28 protein-coding genes are annotated in these 24,121 nt (G+C 66.9%); 9 read left to right on the forward strand and 19 right to left on the reverse strand.

The features are described from left to right. Window positions 1-390, forward strand: coding sequence for a DUF1801 domain-containing protein (locus AC1DS0_RS14695; RefSeq protein ID WP_476815039.1), 390 nt, complete (start codon window positions 1-3; stop codon window positions 388-390). On the opposite strand, the gene AC1DS0_RS14700 is transcribed toward AC1DS0_RS14695, so the two are convergent. Genes AC1DS0_RS14700 through AC1DS0_RS14715 form a run of 4 tightly spaced genes read right to left on the reverse strand, consistent with a single transcriptional unit; the run spans window position 391 to window position 2,349 of the window. Beyond that, entirely contained in the window at window positions 391-996 is a 606-nt protein-coding gene (locus AC1DS0_RS14700; RefSeq protein ID WP_476815040.1) for an ATP-dependent Clp protease proteolytic subunit, read from the reverse strand. It abuts the gene before it with no gap. Window positions 997-1,046: 50 nt separating this feature from the next. Then, a complete protein-coding gene (locus AC1DS0_RS14705) occupies window positions 1,047-1,388 on the reverse strand; it encodes an SRPBCC family protein (protein ID WP_476815041.1) in 342 nt (113 codons plus the stop codon). Beyond that, window positions 1,385-1,696, reverse strand: coding sequence for an ArsR/SmtB family transcription factor (locus AC1DS0_RS14710; protein WP_476815042.1), 312 nt, complete (start codon window positions 1,694-1,696; stop codon window positions 1,385-1,387). The genes AC1DS0_RS14705 and AC1DS0_RS14710 overlap by 4 nt, the downstream gene beginning before the upstream one ends. Window positions 1,697-1,752: 56 nt before the next feature. Further along, window positions 1,753-2,349: a LysE family translocator gene (locus AC1DS0_RS14715; RefSeq protein ID WP_476815043.1), complete on the reverse strand. Its 597-nt coding sequence runs from the start codon at window positions 2,347-2,349 to the stop codon at window positions 1,753-1,755. Between the two features lie 97 nt (window positions 2,350-2,446). Between AC1DS0_RS14715 and AC1DS0_RS14720 the strand changes: the two genes are divergently transcribed. Then, window positions 2,447-3,826 (forward strand): aminotransferase-like domain-containing protein, encoded by a 1,380-nt coding sequence (locus AC1DS0_RS14720; protein ID WP_476815044.1) that lies wholly within the window; start codon window positions 2,447-2,449, stop codon window positions 3,824-3,826. Window positions 3,827-3,945: 119 nt separating this feature from the next. Further along, a complete protein-coding gene (locus AC1DS0_RS14725) occupies window positions 3,946-5,475 on the forward strand; it encodes an acyl-CoA carboxylase subunit beta (protein ID WP_476815045.1) in 1,530 nt (509 codons plus the stop codon). 61 nt (window positions 5,476-5,536) lie between these two features. Here the strand turns inward: AC1DS0_RS14725 and AC1DS0_RS14730 are convergent, their stop codons facing one another. From AC1DS0_RS14730 to AC1DS0_RS14740, 3 genes are all read right to left on the reverse strand, one after another. Further along, the gene (locus AC1DS0_RS14730) at window positions 5,537-5,944 is read right to left on the reverse strand and encodes a PIN domain-containing protein (RefSeq protein WP_476815046.1); all 408 of its coding nucleotides are present in this window, start codon (window positions 5,942-5,944) and stop codon (window positions 5,537-5,539) included. Between the two features lie 3 nt (window positions 5,945-5,947). Next, window positions 5,948-6,205 carry a type II toxin-antitoxin system Phd/YefM family antitoxin gene (locus AC1DS0_RS14735; RefSeq protein WP_476815047.1) on the reverse strand — a complete coding sequence of 86 codons (258 nt, stop codon included), beginning with the start codon at window positions 6,203-6,205 and terminating at the stop codon, window positions 5,948-5,950. A 66-nt stretch (window positions 6,206-6,271) separates the two neighbouring features. Then, on the reverse strand, window positions 6,272-7,168 hold the full coding sequence (locus AC1DS0_RS14740) for a LysR family transcriptional regulator (protein WP_476815048.1): 897 nt from the start codon (window positions 7,166-7,168) through the stop codon (window positions 6,272-6,274). A gap of 103 nt (window positions 7,169-7,271) precedes the next feature. Between AC1DS0_RS14740 and AC1DS0_RS14745 the strand changes: the two genes are divergently transcribed. Next, on the forward strand, window positions 7,272-8,261 hold the full coding sequence (locus tag AC1DS0_RS14745; protein WP_476815049.1) for a zinc-dependent alcohol dehydrogenase family protein: 990 nt from the start codon (window positions 7,272-7,274) through the stop codon (window positions 8,259-8,261). A 7-nt stretch (window positions 8,262-8,268) separates the two neighbouring features. On the opposite strand, the gene fabF is transcribed toward AC1DS0_RS14745, so the two are convergent. The 10 genes from fabF to AC1DS0_RS14795 form a co-directional block, all read right to left on the reverse strand. After that, window positions 8,269-9,534 carry a beta-ketoacyl-ACP synthase II gene (gene fabF, locus AC1DS0_RS14750; RefSeq protein ID WP_476815050.1) on the reverse strand — a complete coding sequence of 422 codons (1,266 nt, stop codon included), beginning with the start codon at window positions 9,532-9,534 and terminating at the stop codon, window positions 8,269-8,271. Window positions 9,535-9,548: 14 nt separating this feature from the next. Continuing rightward, the gene (locus tag AC1DS0_RS14755; protein ID WP_476815051.1) at window positions 9,549-10,049 is read right to left on the reverse strand and encodes a winged helix-turn-helix transcriptional regulator; all 501 of its coding nucleotides are present in this window, start codon (window positions 10,047-10,049) and stop codon (window positions 9,549-9,551) included. 61 nt (window positions 10,050-10,110) lie between these two features. Continuing rightward, window positions 10,111-11,910 (reverse strand): SPFH domain-containing protein, encoded by a 1,800-nt coding sequence (locus AC1DS0_RS14760; protein ID WP_476815052.1) that lies wholly within the window; start codon window positions 11,908-11,910, stop codon window positions 10,111-10,113. A 113-nt stretch (window positions 11,911-12,023) separates the two neighbouring features. Then, complete coding sequence (locus AC1DS0_RS14765; protein WP_476815053.1) at window positions 12,024-13,166, reverse strand: ABC transporter permease; 1,143 nt, start codon at window positions 13,164-13,166, stop codon at window positions 12,024-12,026. Further along, window positions 13,163-14,095 carry an ABC transporter ATP-binding protein gene (locus AC1DS0_RS14770; protein WP_476815054.1) on the reverse strand — a complete coding sequence of 311 codons (933 nt, stop codon included), beginning with the start codon at window positions 14,093-14,095 and terminating at the stop codon, window positions 13,163-13,165. Before AC1DS0_RS14770 ends, AC1DS0_RS14765 begins: the two co-directional genes overlap by 4 nt. Continuing rightward, window positions 14,092-15,048, reverse strand: coding sequence for an HlyD family secretion protein (locus AC1DS0_RS14775; RefSeq protein WP_476815055.1), 957 nt, complete (start codon window positions 15,046-15,048; stop codon window positions 14,092-14,094). The genes AC1DS0_RS14770 and AC1DS0_RS14775 overlap by 4 nt, the downstream gene beginning before the upstream one ends. Further along, window positions 15,045-15,716, reverse strand: coding sequence for a CerR family C-terminal domain-containing protein (locus tag AC1DS0_RS14780; protein ID WP_476815056.1), 672 nt, complete (start codon window positions 15,714-15,716; stop codon window positions 15,045-15,047). Before AC1DS0_RS14780 ends, AC1DS0_RS14775 begins: the two co-directional genes overlap by 4 nt. A gap of 235 nt (window positions 15,717-15,951) precedes the next feature. Beyond that, window positions 15,952-16,359, reverse strand: a complete 408-nt coding sequence (locus AC1DS0_RS14785; protein WP_476815057.1) for a VOC family protein — start codon at window positions 16,357-16,359, stop codon at window positions 15,952-15,954. A 139-nt stretch (window positions 16,360-16,498) separates the two neighbouring features. Further along, a complete protein-coding gene (locus AC1DS0_RS14790; protein WP_476815058.1) occupies window positions 16,499-17,098 on the reverse strand; it encodes a Crp/Fnr family transcriptional regulator in 600 nt (199 codons plus the stop codon). A 59-nt stretch (window positions 17,099-17,157) separates the two neighbouring features. Beyond that, entirely contained in the window at window positions 17,158-17,865 is a 708-nt protein-coding gene (locus AC1DS0_RS14795) for a GntR family transcriptional regulator (RefSeq protein WP_476815059.1), read from the reverse strand. 170 nt (window positions 17,866-18,035) lie between these two features. Here AC1DS0_RS14795 and AC1DS0_RS14800 point away from each other — a divergent pair, with 170 nt between their 5' ends. The 5 genes from AC1DS0_RS14800 to dksA all read left to right on the forward strand — a co-directional run bounded on the left by AC1DS0_RS14800 (window position 18,036) and on the right by dksA (window position 22,407). Next, window positions 18,036-19,010 (forward strand): tripartite tricarboxylate transporter substrate-binding protein, encoded by a 975-nt coding sequence (locus AC1DS0_RS14800; protein WP_476815060.1) that lies wholly within the window; start codon window positions 18,036-18,038, stop codon window positions 19,008-19,010. A 69-nt stretch (window positions 19,011-19,079) separates the two neighbouring features. Then, on the forward strand, window positions 19,080-20,156 hold the full coding sequence (locus tag AC1DS0_RS14805; RefSeq protein ID WP_476815061.1) for a tartrate dehydrogenase: 1,077 nt from the start codon (window positions 19,080-19,082) through the stop codon (window positions 20,154-20,156). A gap of 97 nt (window positions 20,157-20,253) precedes the next feature. Beyond that, complete coding sequence (locus AC1DS0_RS14810) at window positions 20,254-21,627, forward strand: MBOAT family O-acyltransferase (protein ID WP_476815062.1); 1,374 nt, start codon at window positions 20,254-20,256, stop codon at window positions 21,625-21,627. A gap of 73 nt (window positions 21,628-21,700) precedes the next feature. Then, window positions 21,701-21,841: a hypothetical protein gene (locus AC1DS0_RS14815; protein ID WP_476815063.1), complete on the forward strand. Its 141-nt coding sequence runs from the start codon at window positions 21,701-21,703 to the stop codon at window positions 21,839-21,841. A gap of 143 nt (window positions 21,842-21,984) precedes the next feature. Beyond that, window positions 21,985-22,407: an RNA polymerase-binding protein DksA gene (dksA, locus tag AC1DS0_RS14820; protein WP_476815064.1), complete on the forward strand. Its 423-nt coding sequence runs from the start codon at window positions 21,985-21,987 to the stop codon at window positions 22,405-22,407. Between the two features lie 100 nt (window positions 22,408-22,507). Here the strand turns inward: dksA and AC1DS0_RS14825 are convergent, their stop codons facing one another. Continuing rightward, the gene (locus AC1DS0_RS14825) at window positions 22,508-23,269 is read right to left on the reverse strand and encodes an HpcH/HpaI aldolase family protein (RefSeq protein ID WP_476815065.1); all 762 of its coding nucleotides are present in this window, start codon (window positions 23,267-23,269) and stop codon (window positions 22,508-22,510) included. Window positions 23,270-23,280: 11 nt separating this feature from the next. Further along, window positions 23,281-24,063 (reverse strand): 2-oxo-hept-4-ene-1,7-dioate hydratase, encoded by a 783-nt coding sequence (gene hpaH, locus AC1DS0_RS14830; protein ID WP_476815066.1) that lies wholly within the window; start codon window positions 24,061-24,063, stop codon window positions 23,281-23,283. Window positions 24,064-24,121: the final 58 nt, after the last annotated feature.

A 24,121-nucleotide genomic window follows, 5' to 3' on the forward strand; every position in this document is an offset into this window, starting at 1 on the left:
ATGATCCCGGGCGCGCCCAAGGCCGACAACCCGGAAGACTACGTAGCCCAGCTCGATGGCTGGCGGCTGGCGACGGTCGAGGCCCTGCGCGCCGCGGTGAAAGCGGCTGCCCCGCTCGACGAGCGGATCAAGTGGACGCATCTGGTCTATTTCTCGAACGGGCCGGTGTTGCTGATCCGGGCCGAGGCGGCGCGTGTGCTCTTCGGATTCTGGCGCGGCAAGCGCCTGCGCCATATCGAGCCGCGGCTGAAGCCGGGCGGCAAGTTCGAGCTCGCCACCATGGTTCTGCGCGAGGGCGATGCGGTCGATGCCGCCGTCGCGACCCAGCTGGCACGCGCCGCGGTCGCGCTCAACCGCGAGATCGGCGACCCCAGCAAGGCGAGCGCCTGATCAGTCCGCCGCAGGCGCCTCGGTCAGCACCCGGTCGATCAGCCCCCATTCCTTGCCTTCCTCAGCGGTCATGAAGCGGTCGCGGTCGAGCGTGCGCTCGACCTCCTCCTCGCTGCGCCCGCAATGCTCGGCGTAGAGCCGGATCATCCGGCGCTTGGTCTTCTGGATCTCCTCGGCATGGATCAGGATGTCCGAGGCCTGCCCCTGCGCGCCGCCGAGCGGCTGGTGGACATGGAGGCTGGCATTGGGCAGCGCCGCGCGCTCGCCCGGCTCGCCCGCCATCAGGAGGAAGGAGCCCATCGAGCGGGCCGTTCCCATGCAGAGCGTATGCACCGGCGAGCGGATGTATTGCATCGTGTCGTAGATCGCGAGGCCGCTGGTGACCACGCCGCCCGGCGAGTTGATGTAGAAATGCACCGGCCGCTTCGGGTTCTCGGCCTCCAGGAACAGCAATTGCGCGCAGACCAGCGCGGCGCTGCCATCGTTGACCTCGCCGTTCAGGAAGACGATCCGCTCGCGCAGCAGGCGCGAATAGATGTCGAAGGACCGTTCCCCGCGCGTCGACTGTTCGACGACCATAGGGACGAGCTGCATCGTGCCGTGCATCGACGACCTCCTCAGGTTCGGATTGGTGATGGACTGGCTTGCGAGCCGCGTCAGGCAGCGCGCAGCATCAGCGGCTGGTTGTTGTTCGCAGGCGCTGGCGGCTGGCTCAGCCTCGCATCGGTCAGGCTATGGATGATCCGCAGCTCGGTTCCGCCCTCGTTCGGCGCGAGCTGGAAGGTCACGACGCTTTCGAGAAAGGGCGGCTCCTCCTCTCTCAGCCGGTAGCGCACCTCCTCGCCCGGCACGACGGAGAGCGCCTCGACCTCGGCAGGCAGCCAGCGCTCGCGGAAGGCCGGAATGCTGAGCGCCCGCCAGACCTTCTCGGCCGGGGCATCGAGCTGATATGCGAACACCAGCTGCTTCGTCCGATCCTGGGTGTCGCTCTCGCTCATTGGTCCATGTCCCGCAGCAGATCCTTGAGAACATCGATGCGCGCCGGCCAGTAGGCTCGGTATTTCGCCAGCCATTGCGCGATCAGGGCAAGCCCGTCCGGGTCGACCTCGTAATTGACGAAGCGACCCTGCCGTTCCTCGCGCACCAGCCCGGCGGTACGCAGCACGGCCAGGTGCTGCGACATCGCCGGCTGGCTGATCGCCATACCCTCGCGCAATGCGCTGGCGTTCATGCCGCCGGCCGCGAGCTTCTCGAAGATCGTACGGCGGGTCGGGTCGGCCAGCGCCTTGAAGATGTCCTGCTCCATTTCAGACACATAAGCATACACTTATTTAATTCGCAAGCGGCCGGCGAAAGCGTGTGTCAGCTCACCAGAATGGGATAGAGCGAAGCGGCAAGCAGCAGCGCCATCACAATGTTGAACACACGCTGCCGCGCCGGGTCGGCCAGCAGGCCGCGCAACAGCGTGCCGCCAACGGCCCAGACGGCGATGCAGGGCCCGTTGACCAGGGCGTAGACGACCACGACGATCGCGAGATTGAGAAAATAGCCCTCCGTTGGCGTGTAGGCCGCGACGGCTCCGACCGCCATGATCCAGGCCTTCGGGTTGACCCATTGGAACGCCGCAGCCGCCGGAAAGCTGAGCGGCGCCGCCGCCTCTGCTCCGGCCTCCATTGGGGCCGAACGCGCGATCTTCCAGGCGAGATAGAGAAGATAGGCGCTGCCGGCATAGCGCAGGACGTCATGCAGGACAGGGATCGCGCTGAACAGGCCCCCTAACCCGAGGCCGACCGCAAGGACGAGTCCGGAGAAGCCGAGATTGATCCCCAGCAGCAGCGGCAGGCTGGCGCGGAAGCCGTGATTGGCGCCAGAGGCCAGTAGCAGCGTGTTGTTCGGCCCGGGCGTGATCGAGGTCACGAAGGCATAGCCGACGAAGGCAAGGAGGAGTTGCGGCGTCATGTCCGGTCCAGGATTGGGAAACGTCGCGTCGGTGATTGTGCATGTGACACTTCTTGCATAGACTAAAAAGTGTCCCGTGACGCAATTTCGAGGTGACATGCTCCTTGCTTCGCCCTGGCAGCCCCGCCTCGTGGACGGCAGCGGCTCGGCCAGTGAGCGGCTGGTCGAAGCCCTCGCTCGCGATATCGCCGACGGCTCGCTGCCATCGGGCGCGCGCCTGCCGGCCCACCGTCCCCTCGCCTGGCAGCTCGATATCGGCATCGGCACGGTGACCAAGGCCTATGCCCAGCTCGAACGCCGCGGCCTCGTGCGCAGCGTCCGCGGCCGCGGCATGTTCGTCGCCGGCTTACCCCAAGCGGCCAGTCGCACGATCGATCTCAGCATCAATGTGCCGCCGCAGCAGCTGAGCGACCGCCTGCTCGCCGCCAGCCTGTCCGACCTCGCAAGACGGCTCGACGCCGACAGCTTCGGCGCCTATGCCGCACCAGCCGGCCGGCTCGAACATCGCGCGCTGCTGGCCCGCTGGCTCGCGCCGACAGGCCTTGCCGCTGCCCCCGAGCGGCTGTTGATCTGCAACGGCGCCCAGCATGCGCTCGCGATCGCATTCGCGATCACCTGCGCCCCGGACACCGAGCTCCTGACCGAGGCGCTGAGCTATCCCGGAGCGATCGCCCTCGCCCGCCGGCGCGGCTTGCGCCTGACCGGCCTCGCCATCGACGAAGAGGGCCTCGTCCCGCAGGCGCTCGACAAGGCCTTGCATGAGGCGAACACGGCCGGGCGGCGCGCCGTGCTCTACACCACGCCGACCCTGCATAATCCGACGACGGCAACGATGAGCGAAGCGCGGCGCCAGGAAATCGCGAAGGTCTGCCGCGCCCATGATGTGCTCATTATCGAGGACGATATCCATGCTGCTTTGGCCGAACCGGGCACGACGGCGATCGCAGCGATCGCGCCCGAACGGACGCTGCATGTCTCCGGCCTGTCGAAGGTCCTGAGCCCGGGCCTGCGCATCGGCTCGCTGCTCGTCCCCGAGCCCTGGCTGGAGCCTGCCCTCGCCGAGCTCGCGGCCACCTGCACCATGGCATCCCCGCTCTCCTGCCTGATCATGGAGCGATGGCTCAGCGAGGACACCGTCGCTTCGGTTGCGCGCTCGATCCGCGAGGAGGCCGGCCGCCGCGTCGCCATGGCGCGTGCGCTCCTCCCGCCGGGGATCGCCATGAGCTCGGGCAATGGCTTCCATGTCTGGCTGCCGATGGCGCCGGAGCGGGCCAAGGCGCTGCCGGCTCGCGCCGCCGCCTCGGGCATCCTCCTGCCGGCTCCCCAGATTTTCCTGGCCGATGCGCAGGCACCGTCATGGGGCGTGCGGCTCAGTCTCGGCGGCCCGAAGCTCGACAGGCTGCAGGATGCACTCGCAGGCCTGCGTGCCTTGCTTCTCGACAGCGGCAGTGGCTTGCAGGCTCCGGCCATGCCGTGACCGGCACCGCGGTGCACAAAACTCCAGCCGCATGCTGCGAAGGCCGCAATGGACTTCGCCCGCAGCGCCGCTTAAGCGGGAAACAAGACCTTTAAAGACCGCGCCCCGGGAGGCTCTTCATGAAGGACATTCTCGAACAGCTCGAAGACCGGCGCGCGGGCGCTCGTCTGGGCGGCGGCGAAAAGCGCATCGCGGCGCAACACAAGCGCGGCAAGCTCACTGCCCGCGAGCGCATCGAGCTCCTGCTCGACAAGGACTCCTTCGAGGAGTTCGACATGTTCGTGCAGCATCGCGCCGTCGATTTCGGCATGGACAAGGCCGAGAAGATCCCCGGCGACGGCGTCGTCACCGGCTGGGGCACGGTCAATGGCCGCACCGTCTTCGTCTTCTCCAAGGATTTCACCGTCTTCGGCGGCTCGCTCTCCGAGACCCACGCCCAGAAGATCATCAAGATCCAGGACATGGCGCTGAAGATGCGCGCCCCGATCGTCGGCCTGTTCGACGCCGGCGGCGCCCGCATCCAGGAGGGCGTCGCGGCGCTCGGCGGCTATGGCGAGGTCTTCAAGCGCAACGTTCAAGCTTCGGGGGTCATCCCCCAAATATCTGTGATCATGGGCCCCTGCGCCGGCGGCGACGTCTATTCGCCGGCGATGACCGATTTCATCTTCATGGTCCGTGACACCAGCTACATGTTCGTCACCGGCCCCGAGGTGGTGAAGACCGTCACCAATGAGACCGTGACCTCCGAAGAGCTCGGCGGCGCCAAGGTCCACACCTCCAAATCCTCGGTCGCCGACGGCTCGTTCGAGAACGATGTCGAGGCGCTGCTGCAGGTCCGCCGCCTGATCGATTTCCTGCCGGCCAACAATACTGTCGGCGTGCCGGAATGGCCGAGCTTTGACGTGCCCGATCGCGTCGACATGAGCCTCGACACGCTGGTCCCCGACAATCCGAACAAGCCCTACGACATCAAGGAATTGATCCTGAAGGTCGTCGACGAGGGCGATTTCTTCGAGATCCAGCAGGCTTATGCCGGCAATATCGTCACCGGCTTTGCCCGCATCGAGGGCCGCACCGTCGGCATCGTCGCCAACCAGCCGATGGTGCTGGCCGGCGTGCTCGACTCAGACGCCAGCCGCAAGGGCGCCCGCTTCGTGCGCTACTGCGACGCCTTCGAGATCCCGATCGTCACCCTGGTCGACGTTCCCGGCTTCCTGCCCGGCACGGCGCAGGAATATGGCGGCCTGATCAAGCATGGCGCCAAGCTGCTCTTCGCCTATTCGGAATGCACCGTGCCGCTGGTCACGATCATCACGCGCAAGGCCTATGGCGGCGCCTATGACGTGATGGCGTCGAAGCATATCGGCGCCGACGTCAACTATGCCTGGCCGACGGCGCAGATCGCGGTGATGGGCGCCAAGGGCGCGGTCGAGATCATCTTCCGCGGCGGCGACGCCGAGACCATCGCGCGCCAGACCAAGGAATACGAGGACCGCTTCATGTCCCCCTTCGTCGCGGCCGAGCGCGGCTATATCGACGAAGTCGTCATGCCGCATTCGACCCGCCGCCGGGTCGCCCGCGCGCTCGCCATGCTACGGACCAAGAGCGTCGAGCGTCCCTGGCGCAAGCACGACAACATCCCGCTCTGAGCGGGGCCTAGACGCCGGGGCGGCCTCACATCAGCCCCGGCCGCATCAATCTGTTCACCGCTCAAGCGGCTGAAAACGGGTTGAGGAGAGGAACATTCAATCCCTCGAAATCGCGGATGTTGCGCGTGACCACCGTCAAGCCGTGAACAGAGGCAGTAGCTGCGATCATCGCGTCTTCAATGATCTCACCCGACTTTCGGTGCATCAGCTTGGCCCAAGCGCGAAAGGCGTCGGCATTCATGCCGAGGATATTGTAGGTCTGCGCGACCTGCTCCAGCCAAGCCTCGATCTCCGCCGCCTTGGCGACGTCCTGCTCGCGCGTCATCTCGATACCGGCCTGTATCTCTCCGATGGTGACCGCGGAGAGATGTAGATCGGAATCGGCCACGCCCTCCAGCCAAGCCAATACGGCGCCATGTGGCCGCGGCCGCCGCAATTCAGAGACGATATTCGTATCGAGAAGATACATGCCTCACACGATCTCCCCCGGCTCACGCCGGCGGAGTTTGCCGCGCTGGGGCAAATCCAGATCGACGCGAGCCTCATTTGCGAGCAGCAATTCCTTCAATGTGGGCTTCGCGCTGCGCTGAAGCCGCTCCCAATCCTTTAGCGGGACCAGAATAGCCGTGTCGGCACCGCGCTTGCTGACGATCTGGGGACCCTCTTTGAGACAGGTCTCGAGCAACTCACTGAAGCGCGCCTTAGCATCCTGTACCGGCCAGCTTTTCATTCGGCCCTCCAAGGTTGAATTCGCCTAGTCAGATAACTAGTCTTTTTGTTGGAGTGTGCAAGCGCCTCACATCAGCCCCGGCAGCTCCGCTGCCAGTGCGTCGATCGCGACGCGCACCTTCGGCGGCAGATGCGGCGTCTGCAGCCAGAGCGCGTGGACGTCATAGGGCAGCCGCCCCTCGCCCGGCAGCAATTCGACGAGCGCGCCGGCCTTCAGGCGTTCGCGCACCAGCCAGGACGGCAGCCATGCGAGGCCCATGCCGAGCACGGCCGCATCCGCGATCGCCTCGAGATTGTCGAACCGCAAACGGTGCCGCAGCATGACCTCCGTCGGCGGTCCCTCCTCGCGCGGGAACAGCCAGGGACGCACGCCGCCGGAGCGGCGATAGATCAGCGCGGCATGATCGACGAGATCGGCGAGCTCCGCCGGTGCTCCATGGGCTGCGAGATAGGACGGCGCGGCGCAGACGATCATGCGCTGACGGGCGACCCGGCGCGTCACGAGATTGGCCGCATCGTGCAATTCACCGGTGCGGATGGCGAGGTCGTGCCCACCTTCGGCCAGATCGACGAAGCCGTCGCCGAAGGCAAGGTCAAGCTCCAGTCGCGGGTGTCGGCGCGCGAGATCGAGCAGGATCGGCATGACGCAGCACCGGCCGAACAGCACCGGCAGCGCCACCCGCAGCTTGCCACGCGGCTCGCCGAATTGGTCGGCAGCAAGCGCATCGGCCGCCTCGGCCTCGGCGAGAACCGTCCGGCAGCGCTCATAATAGGCGCGGCCGAACTCGGTCAGGCTCTGCCTGCGCGTCGTGCGATTGAGCAGGCGAACGCCGAGCCGCTCCTCGAGGAAGCGGACATGCTTGCCGACCATCGGCGCGGATAGGCCTAGCGCCGCGGCAGCCGCGGCGAAGGAGCCGAGATCGACCGCCCTGACGAACACGGCCATGCTGGTGAGACGATCCATCATCCGAAATCACCAGTTCTGATTATCGATCATGGAGCGCAATTTATCGCAGGATAGCGCGCTGCCATAGCTCATTCATTCGCTCTGTTTTGGAGTCATGAGCATGGCCCGCACGATCCGCTTTCATCGCCATGGCAGCCCCGAGGTCCTGACCATCGAGGACATCGACGTTCCACCGCCCGGTCCCGGCGAGGTCCGGATCCGGACCAGGGCGCTCGGCCTCAACCGGGCCGAGGCGCTGTTCCGGTCTGGCACCTATATCGAGCAGGCGCGCTTTCCGTCCGGCATCGGCTTCGAAGCCGCCGGCCTGATCGAGAGCGTGGGGGAAGGCGTCGAAGGCTTCTCGCCGGGCGATGCCGTCAGCCTGGTGCCACCGCGTTCGATGGTGAGCTCGCCAGTGCATGGCGAGCTCGTCACCGTCCCCGCCAACTTGGTGGTGAAGCATCCGCCGGCGCTGGGCTGGGAGGCGGCCGCGGCCAGCTGGATGCAATACCTCACGGCGTATGGCGCGCTGATCGATATCGCTCGGCTCAAGCACGGCGAGCATGTGGTGATCACCGCTGCGTCGAGCAGCGTCGGCCTCGCCGCGATCCAGATCGCCAACCGGATCAGCGCGATCCCGATCGCGGTGACGCGGACTTCGCGCAAGGCGCAGGCGCTGCGCGAAGCCGGCGCCGCCCATGTCATCGCCTCGGCCGAAGAAGATCTCGAAGCCGGGCTGAAGGAGATCGCCGGTGAGGACGGTGTCAGGGTGGTGTTCGACGCGGTCGGCGGCCCGGCCTTCCTGCCGCTGACCGCAGCGATGGCACGCGGCGGCATGCTGATCGAGTATGGCGGCCTCAGCCCAGAGACGACGCCCTTCCCGCTCTTCAACGTGCTGAGCAAGAGCCTGACGCTGCGCGGCTATCTCGTCCATGAGATCAACGGCGATCCCGCGCGCCTCGCCGCAGCCAAGGCCTTTATCCTCGACGGGTTGAGCGACGGCTCACTGAAGCCAATCATCGCGCGCAGCTTCCCGTTCAAGCAGATCGTCGAAGCGCATCGCTACCTCGAATCGAACGAGCAGTTCGGCAAGGTCGTGGTGACGCTCTAAGGGTCGCTCAGGCCCAGCGCCTGAACACCACGCTGGCATTGACGCCGCCGAAGCCGAAGCCGTTCGAGATGGCGTGCTCAATCGGAAGTGGCCGCGCCGCCTTCGCCACCAAATCGAGCCCGGCGGCGTCCTCGTCCGGGTTCTCGAGGTTGAGCGTCGGCGGTGCGATCTGGTCGCGCAAGGCGAGGATGGTGAAGACCGCCTCCAGCCCGCCGGCCGCGCCGAGCAGATGGCCGGTCGCCGACTTCGTCGCACTGATCGCGATGCCGCCCTCACTGCCGAATACGGCCTTGATCGCGGCGAGCTCGCCGCGATCGCCGACCGGCGTCGAGGTCGAATGGGCGTTGAGATGGCCGACATCGCCGGGCTCCAGGCCCGCCTGCTTCAGCGCCGTCTCCATCGCCCGGCGCGCGCCGGAGCCATCCTCGGGACCGGAGGTGATGTGATAGGCATCGGCGCTGGTGCCGTAACCGGTGAGTTCGGCAAGGATCGTCGCGCCGCGCGCCTGCGCATGCTCCAGCGCCTCGATCACCAGGATCCCGGCGCCCTCGCCCATGACGAAGCCGTCGCGGTCGCGGTCGAAGGGGCGCGAGGCCTTCTCCGGCTCGTCGTTGAAGCCGGTCGACAGCGCCCGCGCCGCAGCGAAGCCGCCGAGCGCGACGAGATCGACGCAAGCCTCGCTGCCGCCGCAGAGGGCGATGTCGACTTCGCCGGCCCGGATCATGCGGGCCGCATCGCCGATCGCCTGCACGCCGGCGGCACAAGCGGTCACCGGCGCGCCGATCGGCCCCTTGAAACCATGGTCGATCGAGACATGGCCGGCGGCGAGATTGACCAGGAAGGACGGCACGGTGAAGGGCGAGAGCCGGCGCACGCCGCGCTGGTCGGTGGTCCGCACCGCCTCGGCGATCGCCGGAAAGCCGCCAATGCCCGAGGCGATCACCGTCGCGGTGCGCTCGCGCTGCGCCTCGCTCTGCGGCTGCCAGCCGGCCTGGGCCAGCGCCTCCTTGGCCGCAACCAGCGCAAACTGGATGAACCGGTCCATCTTGCGCTGGTCCTTCGGCGCGATCGCGACGTCGGGATCGAAGCCACCCTCATTGTCCTCGGCCTTCCCTGGCACGAGGCCGGCAACCTTGGCCGGCAGGGTCTCGGCGACCGCATCGGGCAGGCGGCGCAGGCCCGAGCGGCCGGCGAGCAGGCGCTGCCAGGCGAGCTCGCTGCCGCAGCCCAGAGGCGAGACGACGCCCAGTCCGGTGACGACGATACGGCGCATGAAAGGCTCCTGGTTCATCTGGCTTGTGTGGCGGCCTGACGCGCCGCGAGGCGTTCGCGCAGATCGTTGCTGGCGCGGGGCCCGGCGATGACGGTGGCGCTGTCTGCGGTGACTGGCTGTAAGGTCGCGGCATCGACGACGATCGGTGTGATCGGCCGCCCGGTCCCCCGCTCGGCCAGCAGCAGCGATGCGCCCTCGGGCGCAAGATGCCGGTTGGCGAAGCCGATCAGCGCCACGACCACCGGGAAGACGTCCCGGCCCTTCTCGGTCAGGACGTATTCGTAGCGCTTCGGCCGCTCGCTATAGAGCCGTCGCTCGAACAGCCCGCTCTCAGTCAGATGCTTCAGCCGGCGCGTCAGCATGTTCGGGGCGATGCCGAGGCTGCGCTCGAACTCGTCGAAACGAGTCAGCCCCTGCAGCGCATCGCGCAGGATCAGGATGCTCCACCACTCGCCGACGGTCTCGACCGCAAGAGCGCAGGGGCATTCGGCGAGCGGAGCGAGCTTGGGCTGCATGGCCCGGGCTCGCTAGCCCAGTCACTATCATTTTGCAAGCTACAATCGGCAGCGACTTGGCTCAGCGTGCGCCGCTGGCATTCCTTGCAGGCGCCCCCGCACCGGTCAGAGCCCCCGACAACAGGGCCGCAGCGCCAGCGAGCCCGTCGCCCCCGCCCGTGACGATCGTGTTCGGCACGAGACGACCAACGAGGTTCACCAACTCCGGCTTCTTCTCCAGCGTCGCCAAGACCTTCTCCAGCGCCTGCAGATAGGCGACGCGGTCCTGGCCGAGGACATTGGCCTGGGCGTTCTGGCCCTTGGCGAGTTCCTCGAGATAGCCGCGCTCGGCCTGGCCGAGGAGTTGGCGCTCCTTCTGGCGCTGCTCGGCAACCTGGACGCCAATTTGCGCAGCAACGAATTCGCGTTGCTGGTCGGCGCGGGCGCGGGCCGCCTCGGTGTCGAGGCGGACTTTCTGAGCCTCGGTCTCGCGGGAGTAGGCACGCGAAAGCTGCTCGGCGAGCTGCTCGCGCAGACGCGAGACCAACAGCTCCGGCGGAATCGACGGCTCGCCCATGCGCACTTCCTTGATCTCGATGCCGGCCTTGCGCCCTTCGATCCGGATCTGCTGCTCGATCGTGCTTTCGAGCGCGTCGCGATTATCGATCAGGTCGAGCACGCGGGTCGGCCTGGTCTGGAATTGCCCCGGCGCGAGCTCACCAGAGGCATTGCGGACCGGCACCCGGATCGAGGACCCCGCGACATTGCGGACGATCGATCGGATCGTCGGCGTCAGGATGCGATCCTCGATCTGCTCGAGACCACCGACGCCACCGACCACGACCGGCGCGTTCTCCGGCGGCACCTGGACGACGACGCGTAGCTCGACCGGGATGTCCCAGCCTTCGATCTTGACGAAGATGGCCTGGTCGGCTGCCTCCTTCGGCGTCGGCTGCTCGACGAAACGCTCGACCTGCCGGATGCGGCCCTGATCGTCCACTGTGAGGTCGATAATGCGCTTGCGGAAGCCGCCGCGATATTCCCAGGTCTGCACGCGGGTATCGACCTGCGTCATCTCATAGGCTTGGTGGTTGAGGTAATAGGCGCCCGGCAGCAAAACGGTCCGCCAGATGCCGACGCAGCCCGAGGGCACGACCGGCACGACGATCGCGTCAGATGTGTCGGCGGTCTGAACCTTCTCCTCACGGCAGGCGACGCCGGGCGCGGCGACGTTCGACTTGATCACCCCGACGAAGCCGGCCGGCACGATGCTGGCGATGGTGCGGTTGTTGATCTCGACATCGAAGAGATAGCGGTTGAGCCGGTAGACGCCGGGCTTCAACACCGTCTCCTGCGCGCCACGCAGGCCACCGGAGGTCAGGAAGGTACGCGCGTCGAGCATACCGGCGACCTTGTCGTCGGGAATTGCTGGCGCCATGAACACGCCTGACGGCAGGGCGACGCCATCCTTGGCGACGAGCCGGCCATAGCTGCCGTTTGGCACCGTCACGAGTTCGAGCTGCTCGACCTGGTTGAGCACGTTGACGAAGGGGATGAAGTGGAAGCCCGGCCCAAGCACGTCGGCCTGCGGCCCCTTCTGCCCGTCGATCGCGATGATCTTGCCGGTCGGCAGATCCGAGCCGCCATAGATGCGCCGGAGATGGCCGGTCTCGTTCGGGCCGACCACGACGTAGGAGGTCGAGGCGAACAGGAAGACCGCGATCAGCACGGAGATGATTGCGGCCATGTTGAAGCTGGTTCCGCGCTTCAGCGCGGCGCCTTCCCGCTCGGCGATGACGGTGTTCGGGTCGCCGCGGCGGGCGAGCAGAGCGAAGACCACTGCAAGCAATACGGCCAGAAGCGTGAGGATCAGGATCAGCATGGACGCGATCGACTTCCTAGCGACGGGATCGGCAAGGGATCGCCACCTTGACGCATAGTCAAGTGGATTCGCGTACTTAGCCGGCGCCCCCAGAGACGCCGGATCCGGTGCGGTTAATCCAGCGTGCTCCTGAACCGCATCAGCGCGATGCCGGCATAGAGCGGCACGAAGACGGAGAGATAAAATACCTCCGTGCCGATATCGTTGAGACCGGCGCCCTTCAGCATGATCGCGCGGACGACCCGCAGGAAATGCGTCAGCGGGAAGATCTCGCCGAGCCACTGCGCCCAGAGCGGCATGCCGGCATAGGGAAACATGAAGCCCGAGAGCAGCAGCGAGGGCAGGAAGAAGAAGAAGGTCAGCTGCATTGCCTGGAGCTGCGTGCGCGCCATGGTCGAGATCGTGTAGCCGAGCAGCACCAGCGCCAGCACGAAGATGGTGACGCAGGTCAGCAGCAGGCCGAGGCTACCGAGGAAGGGCACGCCGAAGAGTAGCTTGGCGGCGGACAGCACCACCGCGACCTGGACACTGCCGACGGCGAGATAGGGCAGCACCTTGCCGAGCATGATCTCGCCCGGCGTCGCCGGCATGGCGAGCAGGTTCTCCATGGTGCCGCGCTCGATCTCACGGGTCAGCGCCATCGCCGTCATCATCACCATAGTCATCTGCAGGATGACGCCGAGCAGCCCTGGCACGATGTTGTACTGGGTGATCCCCTCCGGATTGTAGCGCCGGTGCACCACGAAGGAGAGCGCGCTCTCGCTTTGCTCGCGCTTCACCTCCTCGGTGCCGAGCGCCCGCGTCAGCGCCCGGCTGGCGATGGTCTGCAGCGCGCCGACCGCGTTGCTGGAGGCCGCCGGGTCGGTCGCATCGGCCTCGACCAGGATGCGCGGCTCGTCGCCGCGTTCGACGCGCATGCCGAAATCGCTGGGGATGGTGACGAGGAAGGAGATCGCGCCGCGCGCCATCAGGCTCTCGGCCTCGGCGGCGCTCTCAGGACGCTTGCCGAAGCGGTAATAGCCGGAGACCTCGAGCGCCGCGACGACCGAGCGGGTGTAGCGATCCTGCCCCAGCGCCAGAACCGCCGCCGGCAAGCCTTTGGGATCGTTGTTGATCGCGTAGCCGAACAGCAGCAGCTGGACGATCGGCACCACCAGCATCATCGCGAAAGTGATGCGGTCGCGCCGCATCTGCACGAACTCCTTGGCCAGTACCGCGCCGAGCCGGCCGGGCGAGAACAGGGCAAGCCCGCTCATGCCGCTCTCCCTTCGGCTTGCGCCTTCGCCATGAACTGGATGAAGACGTCCTCCAGGCTGGTGGCATCCGGCTCGACGCTGATGCCGGGGCGATCCTTCAGATGCGCCAGCGCCCGTTCGAGCTTGGCCTTGTCGGTGCCGACGACGTGCAATGTCGTCCCGAAGGGCGCGACCTGTTCGACGCCATCGGCCTTCGCGAGCTCGGCGATCTCGGCCGGCTTCAGCGCGCCATGAACGACAAAGGTCGAGAGCCCCGAACCCTTCACGACCTCGTCGACCGTGCCGGTCGCCAGCATCCGGCCATAGGCGATGTAGCCGATGCGGTGGCAGCGCTCGGCCTCGTCCATGTAATGGGTCGAGACCAACACGGTCAGCCCGTCGCCGGCAAGCCGGTGGATTTCATCCCAGAACTCGCGCCGCGCCTTCGGATCGACGCCGGCGGTCGGCTCGTCGAGTAGCAGCAGCTTCGGCTGGTGCATGATACAGGCGGCGAGCGCGAGGCGCTGCTTCCAGCCGCCCGAGAGCGTGCCGGCGAGCTGGTCCTTGCGCGAGGTCAGGCCGAGATTGTCGAGCGTCCGCGCGACCGCCTCATCCACCGGCTTCAGCGCATAGAGCCGGGCGACGAAGGTCAGGTTCTCCTCGATCGTCAGGTCCTCGTAGAACGAGAACTTCTGCGTCATGTAGCCGACCTGGAGCTTGATCTGCGCACTCTGGGTGCGGACATCGAGCCCCAGCACAGTGCCCTCGCCGGCATCGGGCGTGAGCAGCCCGCAGATCAGCCGGATCGTCGTGGTCTTGCCGGAGCCGTTCGGCCCGAGAAAGCCGACGATCTCGCCTTCCCTGACCGCGAGGTCGACATTGTCGACCACGGTGCGCTTGCCGAAGCGCTTGGTCAGGCCGCGCACGTCGATGACGTTGCGCTCGCTCACCGCCGCCCCCGCAGCATGACGTCGACAATCTGGCCGGGCTGGAGCCGCGTCGCCGACCCGCCCTCGGGCCTGGCCTCGACGAGATAGACCAGCTTCTGCCGGGTCTCGGCCGAATAGATCACCGGCGGGGTGAATTCCGGCTCCTGCGAGACATAGGAGACGGTGGCTGCCATCCCCTGCAGACAGCCCGAGCAGCGCACATCCAGCCGCGTGCCGACGGTGGTGCCCGACAGCAGCGCCTCCGGCACGTAGAGCATCAGCTTGACCGCGCCATCGGGCAGGACGGTAAGCGCCGGCGCCGACGGGCCTGCGAGCTCGCCGGGATGGCGGATCAGGTCGGTGACGATGCCGGCGGCCGGTGCTGTCAGCTTGCGCTGGCCGAGCCGCCACTTGGCCTGGTCGAGCGCGGCCTGCGCCTGCGCCACCTGATTGCGCGCCGCCTTGATCTCCTCCTCGCGCGCCGCCAGCCGGGCGACGTTCAAATTGGCGACGGTCTCGCGCACCCTTGACGTGGCGACATCGCGTGCCGTCTGGGCCTGGTCGAGATCGGCCTGGGTCGACACTCCCCGGCGGAAGAGGTCCTGCCGGCGTTCCAGCGCCCGCTCCGACTCGCGCTCCTGCGCCTTGGCCGAGGCGGCGACCGCCTCGATCACCGCGATCTCCTCGGGGCGCTTGCCGCTGAGCAGGTTGGCGAGCTGCGCCTGCGCCTGCACCAGCCGCGCCTCGCTCTCGGCGACGGCGTTGCGGGCATCGTCCGCCTGCAATTCGGCGAGCAGCGCGCCGGGCGCGACGCGCTCGCCGCGCCGGACCGCGACGCTCTCGATCCGGGCCGTGTCGATCGGCCCGAGCCGGACATACTCGCCCTCGACATAGCCGACGACGCGGGTCGTCGCGGGAGCGCAGATTCCGAGCGACGCAGCGATGGCGAAGGAACAGATGAAATCGAGGATCATGATGCCTCTCCCCTGCAGGCGAGGATGCTGGCGCGAACCGAGCGCCTGACGGTTTGCGCGATGGCGCGCGCCTCCTCCCGGCCGATCCCGTCCCAGCCCAGACGCCGGGTGACGGCCGGGCGCGCAATGCGGAAATAGAAGACCTGGCCGATCGCGGCGAAGACGGCGAGCTTCGTCGCCGGCGCCTCCGGCGCCATGCCTGTCGCCGCCGCCCAGACCTGGCAGACCCTGCGATGCACCGGTTCGAACAGCCCGCCATAGATCGCCTCGAAGGCCGGGCTCGGCGTCAGCATCTCGCGCACGACGAAGCGGGCGACGACCTCGCTCTCCGGCACCGTCGTCAGAAAGGCGACGACCCGGTCGATCAGCGCGAGCAGCTGGTCGGTGGCAACGTCGCGATCCGCCGCATCGATCGTGATCGAGACCGCCGGCGCGCCGCCCACCAGCACGGCCTGCATCCGGGCGATGATCGCCTCGGCGCAAGCCTGCCGCAGCCCGTCCTTGCCACCGAAATGATAGGCGATGCCGGCGCTGTTGACCTTCGCCGCCTGGGCGATCTCGCGCGTCGAGGTCGCATCGAAGCCATTGCGGCCGAACAGATCGAGCCCGGCACGGATCAGCGCCTGCCGCGTGCCCTCGGCGTCCTTGAGGATGGATGTATGTGCCATGGCGGAAGCATAGCGTCGCCTTGCGATTCAATCAATCGATTGATTGAATCGCAAAACCAGCCATCAAAACGCCTCGTCATCGTTTCGCAGAGCAGCGTCCGGCACGGCAACGCGCAACTTGGCACCATGATGCACTTAGCTAGCGTCGCGTTGAAAAAGGCCCGGCGGTTTCCCGCCGGGCTGTTGCGGCCGGTTTGGCCATTGGAAGGCCATTGCAAAGAGCCCAGCCGACGCTTCAGCCTGTCGGAATCGCCGCAGGATCCATCCACACCGCTTCCCAGACATGGCCGTCGGGGTCGGCCAGGCTCCGGTTGAACAGGAAGCCGAGATCCTGTTGCGAATTGACGTCGGCGGTGCCGCCATGGCTCGCCGCCGCCTCGTTCATCCGGTCGACCGCTTCGCGGCTGTCGCAGGAGATCGCCAGCATGACTTCGCTCATGCTCGCCGGCGGGATCGGGCGGCTGGTGAAGCCCTGCCACTTGGCATGGGTCAGCAGCATCACATGGATCGCCTCGCTCCAGACCATGCAGGCCGAGTTGTCGTCGCTGAACTGGGCGTTGTTGATGAACCCGAGCGCCTCGTAGAAGGCCTTGGCGCGCGCCAGGTCCGCCACTGGCAGGTTCACGAAAATCATCCTGGCCATCTTGCATCTCCCGCAATCGTGGCGGGGCGTGCCCCGCTCTGTCCGACAAGCACCGTGATGACCACCATCGCGGCTGCTTGATGGTGAGTGTTAGGGGTGATGCGGCGTCGGCGAATTGATGTTTGGTAAGAAAAACGCCTCAGCCGCGATCCATCCGGCCATAGGCGATGGCACGCCTCAGGCGGCTGAGGCTTTCCGGGGTGATGCCAAGCCAGGCTGCGATGTGGTGCTGCTTCAGCCGCTTGTGCAGCTCCGGTTCGCGGCGGATGAAGTCGCGGTAGCGCTTCATGGCGTCATCATGCCGGAAGGAGATCTCGTCCGGCTCCTTGTCGATGATCCAGTGGCGTTCCATGTAGCGGATGTAGAAGGCGGCGATGTCGGGGAAAGTGGCGGTGAGCGTCCTGAAGGCCGCGAAGTCGTATTCGAGGACGGTACTGTCCTCGATCGCGGTGATGGTGAACAGGCTCGGCTCGCCCAGCAACGTGGCGCTGACCGAGGCGGCGATGCGGTTCTCCGGAAAGAAGTATTTGACGATCAGGTCGCCATCCGGGCCGACATAGTGCTGGTAGAACAGCCCCTCGACGACGAAGGCATAGCTCGTCGGAACGTCCCCTGCCCGGATGAAGATGTCGTCCCTGCGATAGTGCCTGGGTCGCAGAAGCGGGGTCCAGGCGCGCTCGGCCGCCTCCGACAGATCGGCATAGGTCCGGATTTTCGCGAAGAAGGCGTCCGTCGTCATTCATCGCCCCCGCAAGAACCCCCAAGCGTCCGGCATCGTTCGAAGCGGATACCGGCAGCTCAAAGTTGCCGCAGGCCGATATGCTCGATCAAGGGAACGATCTCGTCGCGCGCCGCAACGCGGTGCGCCCGGGCGCAGCGATGCGCCTCCCCGGCTTCGCCGGCCCACATGGCAGCGATGATCGCGCGATGCGCCTGCGCCGAGCCAACCGGTTTCGCCCGCAGCTTCAGTGTCAGCATGCGCGCCCGATGTGCCTGATCGGTCACAGTCTGGGCGATGCGGCGCAGGCGGCCATTGCCGCAGCGCTCGACCAATACACGATGGAACAGTTCGTCGGCCTCGGCCCAGCCCGGCAGGTCGTCGCGCGCCAGCGCCTCGTCCATCGCGGCGGTCGCCGCCTCCAGTTCCTCTGCGGCTGCCGCGCGATCTGCGTCGGGCAAGGCCGCCAGCAGCTCCGCCGCCATCGACTCGACCGCGATCACGACCTCGTAGATCTCGCGGATGTCCTGTGGCGCCAGCGGGCAGATCAGCACCCCGCGCTTGGAGAGGACGCGGACCAGCCCGTCCTCCTGCAAGCGGATAATCGCCTCATGCACCGGCGTGCGGCTCATGCCGAGCCGGACGGCGATCTCCTGCTCAGAGCCCTGATAGCCCGGCGGGAAATCGGTGTTGCGGATCGCCTGCTTCAGCGCCGCATAGGCCTCGTCGACCAGCGAGCCGCGCCTGGCCCCAACTTCGACGATCTCGGGACGCGCAAGCTCGACCATGGTTCCTCCGCGGCCGATTGAGCACATTTGATTATTTCCATGCAAGCAAGAATGGAAGCTTGACAGCGCCTATCCCTGCGATGACGATCAACCATGCAAACTTCCATGGAAGATAAATGGGAGAGCAGATCGAAGCGCTATCGAACAGCGCTCGCACAGGGAGAGAACCGATGAAGCGAATGCTGCTTACGCTGGCGCTCGGGCTGGCGGCGACGTCTCCGGCGATGGCACAGGCGCCCTACCCGACCCGCGCGATCACCTTGGTCGTGCCGTTCGCGGCGGGCGGCACCACCGACATCGTGGCCCGGCTGATGGCCGACCATATGGGCCGCACGCTCGGCCAGTCGGTCGTCGTCGAGAACGTCGCCGGGGCCGGTGGCACCACAGGCGCGACCCGCGTCGCCAAGGCGACGCCCGATGGCTACACGCTGCTGATGGGCAATCTCGGCACGCAGGCGGCGAGCGTCGGGCTCTATCCCAGGCTCGCCTATGATCCCCGCACCGATTTCGAGCCGGTGATGAACTCAGCCTCGACGCCGATGCTGGTGGTCGCCAAGAAGGACCTGCCGGTCAAGGATTTCCGCGAGTTCGTCGCCTATCTCAAGGCCAATGCCGAGAAGCTGAACTACGGCTCGGGCGGCGTCGGCTCGACCTCGCATTTGACCTGCCTCTTCCTCGACTCGCTGCTCGGCACCAAGCCGCAGCACGTCCCCTTCCGCGGCTCCGGCCCGGCGCTGAACGCGCTGCTCGGCGGTCAGGTCGATTATGTCTGCGACCAGACCGTCGCGATCGTCCCGAGTGTGCAGGCCAAGGAGGGCAACGGCCTCGTCGTCGCGGTCAAGAACCGGCTGTCGGTCATTCCCGATGTCCCGACCTCGGCCGAGCAGGGCCTGCCGCAGTTCCAGGCCACCGGCTGGAACGCGATGTTCGCGCCCAAGGGCACGCCGAAGGAGATCGTCGACAAGCTGAACGCCGCAGCCCGCGCCGCGCTCAAGGACGAGCCGACGCGCAAGCGCTTCCTCGATCTCGGCGCCGAATTGCCCGACGAAGCCGGTCAGACTCCGGCGGCGCTCGGCGAGCTCGTCCGCAGCGAGATCGACAAATGGGTGCCGGTCATCCGCAATGCCGGCGTGACGGCGCAATAATCAACACGGCGGCGCCCGGCCCTCCCGGGCGCAATCTCTTCGCAGCAGCAGAAAGCATCGGACAAGAGCATGCGCACGCACAGGATCGCCGCGATCGGCGGAGACGGTATCGGCCCCGAGGTCATCGCCGCCGGGCTCCAGGCCCTGGATGTCTGCGCCGAGCGCGATGGCGGCTTCCGCCTCGATATCGAAGCCTTTGATTGGGGCTCCGACTATTACCGCAGGCACGGCGTGATGATGCCGTCCGACGGGGCGGATCAGCTGCGCGCCTTCGACGCGATCTATTTCGGGGCCGTCGGCGCGCCGGACATTCCCGACCATCTCACGCTCTGGGGCCTCAGGCTCGCCATCTGCCAGCCGCTCGACCAGTACGCCAATGTCCGCCCGACCCGCATCCTGCCCGGCATCGTCAGCCCGCTGCGCCATGTCTCCGGCCCCGAGCTCGACTGGGTGATCGTGCGTGAGAACTCCGAGGGCGAGTATTCCGGCGTCGGCGGGCGCGTCCACAAGGGCCTGCCCGAGGAGGTCGCGACCGACGTCGCCATGTTCACCCGCGCCGGCGTTACCCGGATCATGCGTTATGCCTTCGTGGTCGCCAGTTCGCGGCCACGCAAGCTGCTGACCGTCGTCACCAAGTCGAACGCCCAGCGCCACGGCATGGTGATGTGGGACGAGATCGCGGCCGAGGTGGCGCGCGAATTCCCGGATGTCACCTGGGACAAGATGCTGGTCGACGCCATGACCATGCGCATGACGCTGAAGCCGGAGACGCTCGACACTATTGTCGCGACCAATCTCCACGCCGACATCCTCTCCGATCTCGCCGCTGCGCTGGCCGGCTCGCTCGGCATCGCGCCGACCGCCAATCTCAACCCGGAGCGCAAGACGCCGTCGATGTTCGAGCCGATCCACGGCTCGGCCTTCGACATCACCGGCAAGGGCATCGCCAATCCCGTCGCGACCTTCTGGACCGGGGCGATGATGCTGGAGCATCTCGGCGAGAAGGCCGCGGCCGCCCGCCTGATGCGCGCGGTCGAGCGCGTCACCGCCGACCCTGCCTTGCACACGCCCGATCTCGGCGGCGCCGCGACGACGGCACAGGTGACGGAGGCCGTCTGCGAAGCGCTCAGGGGCGACAACATCTGAGCGACGGGGTGCTGGCGAGAGTGGCGTGCGACGTCCTGACCATGACAGGGCGGCGATAATCGTCTAAGGCGGCGCTCTCCCGCCCCTCGCCCGCTCGATGCTGTTCAACTCCTTCGCCTTCCTGCTCGGCTTCCTGCCGCTCGCCCTCGCCCTGCACTGGCTGGTCGAGCGCTTCGCGCCGACCTGGCGGCTGCCGCTGCTGGCGGTGCTCTCCTTCGCCTTCTATGGCTGGTGGGACTGGCGCTTCGTGCCGCTGCTCGGCTTCTCGATCCTGCTCAACTGGCTGATCGCCGAAACCTTCCAGAAGACCAGGGCCGGCGGCCTGATCACGCTCGCCATCGCGATCAACCTCGCGATCCTGGCGCTGTTCAAATACTTCAACTTCTTTGCCGATCTCGCTGCAATGATTCCGGGATTGCCGACGGCGAAGCTCGAGCTCGCGCTGCCGCTCGGCATCTCCTTCTTCACCTTCCACCATGTGATGTACCTGACCGATCTGCGCCGCGGCGAAGCCCCGCGCTACGATCTCGTCCGCTACGCGCTCTACATCGCCTTCTTCCCGCAGGTGCTGGCGGGGCCGCTGGTGCGCTGGCGCGAGATCATGCACCAGTTCGACGAGCGGCCTTACCTCAGGTCCGATGCGACCGAGCGCATCGCCCGCGGCATCATGCTGCTGACGATCGGCCTGGCGAAGAAGGTGCTGATCGGCGACCCGCTCTCCGACTATGCCAACCCGGTCTTCGCCGCGGCTGCCGCCGGCGAAGTGGTGAGCATGGCGCAGGCCTGGCAGGGGACGCTGGCCTTCACCTTCCAGATCTATTTCGACTTCTCCGGCTATACCGACATGGCGCTGGGCCTGGCCCTGCTCTTCGGCATCGTGCTGCCGCAGAACTTCGATGCGCCCTACCGTGCGACGAGCCTGCAGGATTTCTGGCGGCGCTGGCACATGACGCTCTCGCGCTTCCTGCGCGACTATCTCTACATCCCGCTCGGCGGCTCGCGGCATGGCCTGCCGCTGCAGCTCTGGGCGCTGTTCGCCACCATGGCGCTCGGCGGCCTCTGGCACGGCGCTGGCCTCAACTTCGTCGCCTGGGGCGTGGCGCATGGCATTGTGCTCGCCATCGGCGTGCTCTGGCGGCGCGCCGGCCTGCCGATGCCGAAGCTGCTCGGCTGGGCGCTGACCTTCCTGTTCGTCGCCTTCTGCTGGGTGCTGTTCCGCGCCACCTCCTTCGATGCGGCGCTGGCGATCTACAAGGGGCTCCTCGGGCTTTCGCCCATCGGCTCCGGCTTCAAATGGCGTGCCTTCCTGCCCGCGATCGCGGTCGCGATGATCGGGCCGACTGCCTGGGCAGCGGTGCACAAGGCGACGCCGGCGCGCTGGCTCGCCGTCCTCACCGCCATCCTCTTCGTGCTGGTCCTGTTCAAGATCGGCGACGACGCCAACTACGAGTTCATCTACTTCCAGTTCTGACGCGCCCCGGCAGTGGTGGCTGCCGCCCTCATGCGTCCGGCAGCCGCATTGCGAAGCTGGTCGCGAGCCGGCCATGCAACGTCCCTGGCGACCGGCACGCGCCCGCCCGGAGAATCGAGAGCCGGGCAACGATCTCGGCCAGACCCGGCGATCGCGGCAGGCCGCGACACCGCCCGGCACCGGCATCACCGCTTCGATCGCCGGATTGCGCTGATTTTCCAGCGCTTTGCCAGCCTGTTCACGGCTGCGCGAAAGCGATTGTTCCCAGTGTGACCAATCGCTATAAGGGCGCCAAATCGGCGGCCTCGACACGGCAAAGCCGGCGAGGCCTTCGAGCGCTCATGCAGAAGGCCTGCCATGTCGAAGCAGATTAGTCTTGCCCCTGACTACAAGCCCTCCGAGAGCGAGCCGTTCATGAACGAGCGGCAGCGGGAGTATTTCCGCAGCAAGTTGCTCGCCTGGAAGGAAGAGATCCTCAAGGAGGCCAAGGAGACCCTGGTCACCTTGCAGAGCGAAAGCGAGAATCACCCGGACATCGCCGATCGCGCCTCCTCGGAAACTGATCGTGCCATCGAGCTGCGTGCCCGCGATCGCCAGCGCAAGCTGATCTCGAAGATCGACGCCGCCCTCTCCCGCATCGAGGACGGCTCCTACGGCTTTTGCGAGGAGACCGGCGAGCCGATCTCGCTGAAGCGCCTGGAAGCCCGCCCGATCGCGACGCTTTCGCTCGAGGCGCAGGAGCGCCACGAACGCAATGAGCGGGTGTTCCGGGACGATTGAGGCGCGCTGCGCAACGCTCATGAAAAGAGGCCCCGCAGGCGACTGCGGGGCCTCTTTGCGTAGAAGGCTGAATGGCCGGTCAGGCCGGTGGGGCGCTGCCCTATCGGAACGTCTTCGCCAGCGCGTCAGCGTGTTTGGTCAGCAGGCCGAGATCCGAGCCGACCGCGACGAAGCGATAGCCCCATTCGATATAGCGGCGCGCATCGGCCTCGGACGGCGTCAGGATGCCGGCCGGCTTGCCGAGGGCCGTCAACCGCTCGACCGCATCCTTGATCGCGGCCTGCACCTCAGGATGGCCGGGATTGCCGATATGGCCGAGCGAGGCCGAGAGATCGGCCGGGCCGATGAAGACGCCATCGACGCCGTCGACCGAGGCGATCGCCTCGAGCTGCGCCAGCGCCTCGCCGGTTTCGACCTGGACGAGGACGCAGATCTCGGCATCAGCGCGCTTGAGATAGTCGGGCACGCGGCCATAGCGGCTGCCGCGCCCGCTCACGGTGATGCCGCGAATGCCGGCCGGCGGATAGCGGCAGGCGGCGACGGCCTTGGCGGCCTCCTCGGCATTCTGGACGAAGGGCACCAGTACGGCCTGCGTGCCGATGTCGAGCAGGCGCTTCAGCAGCACCGGGTCGTTCCAGGCCGGACGCACGATCGGGGTCGCGGTGCCGGCCTGCAGCGCCTGGAGCTGGGCGAGCACGGCCGGCGGCTCGTTCGGCGAGTGCTCGGTATCGACCAGGATCCAGTCGAAGCCGCTATGGCCGATGAGCTCGGCGACGATCGGGCTGCACAGGCTGCTCCACAGCCCGATCTGCAGCTCGCCGCGGGCGAGCGCGGCCTTGAAGGCGTTGCGAGGCAGATCCATCGAGAACTCCTTCAGACGAACTGCACGGAGACGCTACCGAGCGGCCCGAAATCGGCGTGCAGCGTATCGCCCTTAGCCGCCCAGACCGGCCGTGTGAAGGAGCCTGACAGCATCAGGTCGCCCGGTTGCAGGGTGATGTCGAACGGAGCGAGCTTGTTGGCGAGCCAGGCGATCGCCATCGCCGGATGGCCGAGCACGCCGGCGGCGAGGCCGGTCTCCTCGATCTCCGAGTTGCGGTAGAAGATCGCGCCGACCCAGCGCAGGTCGACATCCTGCGGCCGCACCGGCCGGCCGCCGAGGACGATGCCGGCGGCAGCACCGTTATCCGCCACCGTGTCGAAGATCTTGCGCGGCTCGGTCACGCGCGCATCGATGATCTCGATCGAAGGCACGACATATTCGGTCGCCCGGAGCACATCGATCAGCCCGATGCCCGGGCCCTTCAGTGGCTCTTTCAGGATGAAGGTCAGCTCCGGCTCGACGCGCGGCACGCAGAAATTCTCGAACTTCACCTTGGCGCCGTCGTTCAGGAGGAGATCGTCGAAGAGATAGCCATAGTCGGGCTCGTCGATCTTCGAGGAGGCCTGCATCGCCTTCGAGGTCAGGCCGATCTTGTGGCCGATGATGCGGGCGCCAGCCTTGACCCGCTCCTGCGCCACCGCCGAGGAGATCGCATAGGAATCGGCGATCTCGATCTCCGGGAACATCTGCGAGGGCCGCTCGCCCTGCTTCTTGGTGCGATGGCTCTCGAGCAAAGAGCGCACCACCTGTGTGCGCTGGGCTTCGGTCAGCATGGACGTTTCCTATGATTTGCGGCGCTGAGCGCACTTGTGGAGACGGCGGTCGTTTGCG

It is taken from the genome of Allobosea sp. P4_H5, assembly GCF_056400825.1.

Coding starts and splice junctions, on each gene's coding strand:
- AC1DS0_RS14695 (WP_476815039.1), top strand. CDS start 1: ATGATCCCGGGCGCGCCCAAGGCCGACAACCCGGAAGACTACGTAGCC.
- AC1DS0_RS14700 (WP_476815040.1), bottom strand. CDS start 996: ATGCACGGCACGATGCAGCTCGTCCCTATGGTCGTCGAACAGTCGACG.
- AC1DS0_RS14705 (WP_476815041.1), bottom strand. CDS start 1,388: ATGAGCGAGAGCGACACCCAGGATCGGACGAAGCAGCTGGTGTTCGCA.
- AC1DS0_RS14710 (WP_476815042.1), bottom strand. CDS start 1,696: ATGGAGCAGGACATCTTCAAGGCGCTGGCCGACCCGACCCGCCGTACG.
- AC1DS0_RS14715 (WP_476815043.1), bottom strand. CDS start 2,349: ATGACGCCGCAACTCCTCCTTGCCTTCGTCGGCTATGCCTTCGTGACC.
- AC1DS0_RS14720 (WP_476815044.1), top strand. CDS start 2,447: ATGCTCCTTGCTTCGCCCTGGCAGCCCCGCCTCGTGGACGGCAGCGGC.
- AC1DS0_RS14725 (WP_476815045.1), top strand. CDS start 3,946: ATGAAGGACATTCTCGAACAGCTCGAAGACCGGCGCGCGGGCGCTCGT.
- AC1DS0_RS14730 (WP_476815046.1), bottom strand. CDS start 5,944: ATGTATCTTCTCGATACGAATATCGTCTCTGAATTGCGGCGGCCGCGG.
- AC1DS0_RS14735 (WP_476815047.1), bottom strand. CDS start 6,205: ATGAAAAGCTGGCCGGTACAGGATGCTAAGGCGCGCTTCAGTGAGTTG.
- AC1DS0_RS14740 (WP_476815048.1), bottom strand. CDS start 7,168: ATGGATCGTCTCACCAGCATGGCCGTGTTCGTCAGGGCGGTCGATCTC.
- AC1DS0_RS14745 (WP_476815049.1), top strand. CDS start 7,272: ATGGCCCGCACGATCCGCTTTCATCGCCATGGCAGCCCCGAGGTCCTG.
- fabF (WP_476815050.1), bottom strand. CDS start 9,534: ATGCGCCGTATCGTCGTCACCGGACTGGGCGTCGTCTCGCCTCTGGGC.
- AC1DS0_RS14755 (WP_476815051.1), bottom strand. CDS start 10,049: ATGCAGCCCAAGCTCGCTCCGCTCGCCGAATGCCCCTGCGCTCTTGCG.
- AC1DS0_RS14760 (WP_476815052.1), bottom strand. CDS start 11,910: ATGCTGATCCTGATCCTCACGCTTCTGGCCGTATTGCTTGCAGTGGTC.
- AC1DS0_RS14765 (WP_476815053.1), bottom strand. CDS start 13,166: ATGAGCGGGCTTGCCCTGTTCTCGCCCGGCCGGCTCGGCGCGGTACTG.
- AC1DS0_RS14775 (WP_476815055.1), bottom strand. CDS start 15,048: ATGATCCTCGATTTCATCTGTTCCTTCGCCATCGCTGCGTCGCTCGGA.
- AC1DS0_RS14780 (WP_476815056.1), bottom strand. CDS start 15,716: ATGGCACATACATCCATCCTCAAGGACGCCGAGGGCACGCGGCAGGCG.
- AC1DS0_RS14785 (WP_476815057.1), bottom strand. CDS start 16,359: ATGGCCAGGATGATTTTCGTGAACCTGCCAGTGGCGGACCTGGCGCGC.
- AC1DS0_RS14790 (WP_476815058.1), bottom strand. CDS start 17,098: ATGACGACGGACGCCTTCTTCGCGAAAATCCGGACCTATGCCGATCTG.
- AC1DS0_RS14795 (WP_476815059.1), bottom strand. CDS start 17,865: ATGGTCGAGCTTGCGCGTCCCGAGATCGTCGAAGTTGGGGCCAGGCGC.
- AC1DS0_RS14800 (WP_476815060.1), top strand. CDS start 18,036: ATGAAGCGAATGCTGCTTACGCTGGCGCTCGGGCTGGCGGCGACGTCT.
- AC1DS0_RS14805 (WP_476815061.1), top strand. CDS start 19,080: ATGCGCACGCACAGGATCGCCGCGATCGGCGGAGACGGTATCGGCCCC.
- AC1DS0_RS14810 (WP_476815062.1), top strand. CDS start 20,254: ATGCTGTTCAACTCCTTCGCCTTCCTGCTCGGCTTCCTGCCGCTCGCC.
- AC1DS0_RS14815 (WP_476815063.1), top strand. CDS start 21,701: ATGCAACGTCCCTGGCGACCGGCACGCGCCCGCCCGGAGAATCGAGAG.
- dksA (WP_476815064.1), top strand. CDS start 21,985: ATGTCGAAGCAGATTAGTCTTGCCCCTGACTACAAGCCCTCCGAGAGC.
- AC1DS0_RS14825 (WP_476815065.1), bottom strand. CDS start 23,269: ATGGATCTGCCTCGCAACGCCTTCAAGGCCGCGCTCGCCCGCGGCGAG.
- hpaH (WP_476815066.1), bottom strand. CDS start 24,063: ATGCTGACCGAAGCCCAGCGCACACAGGTGGTGCGCTCTTTGCTCGAG.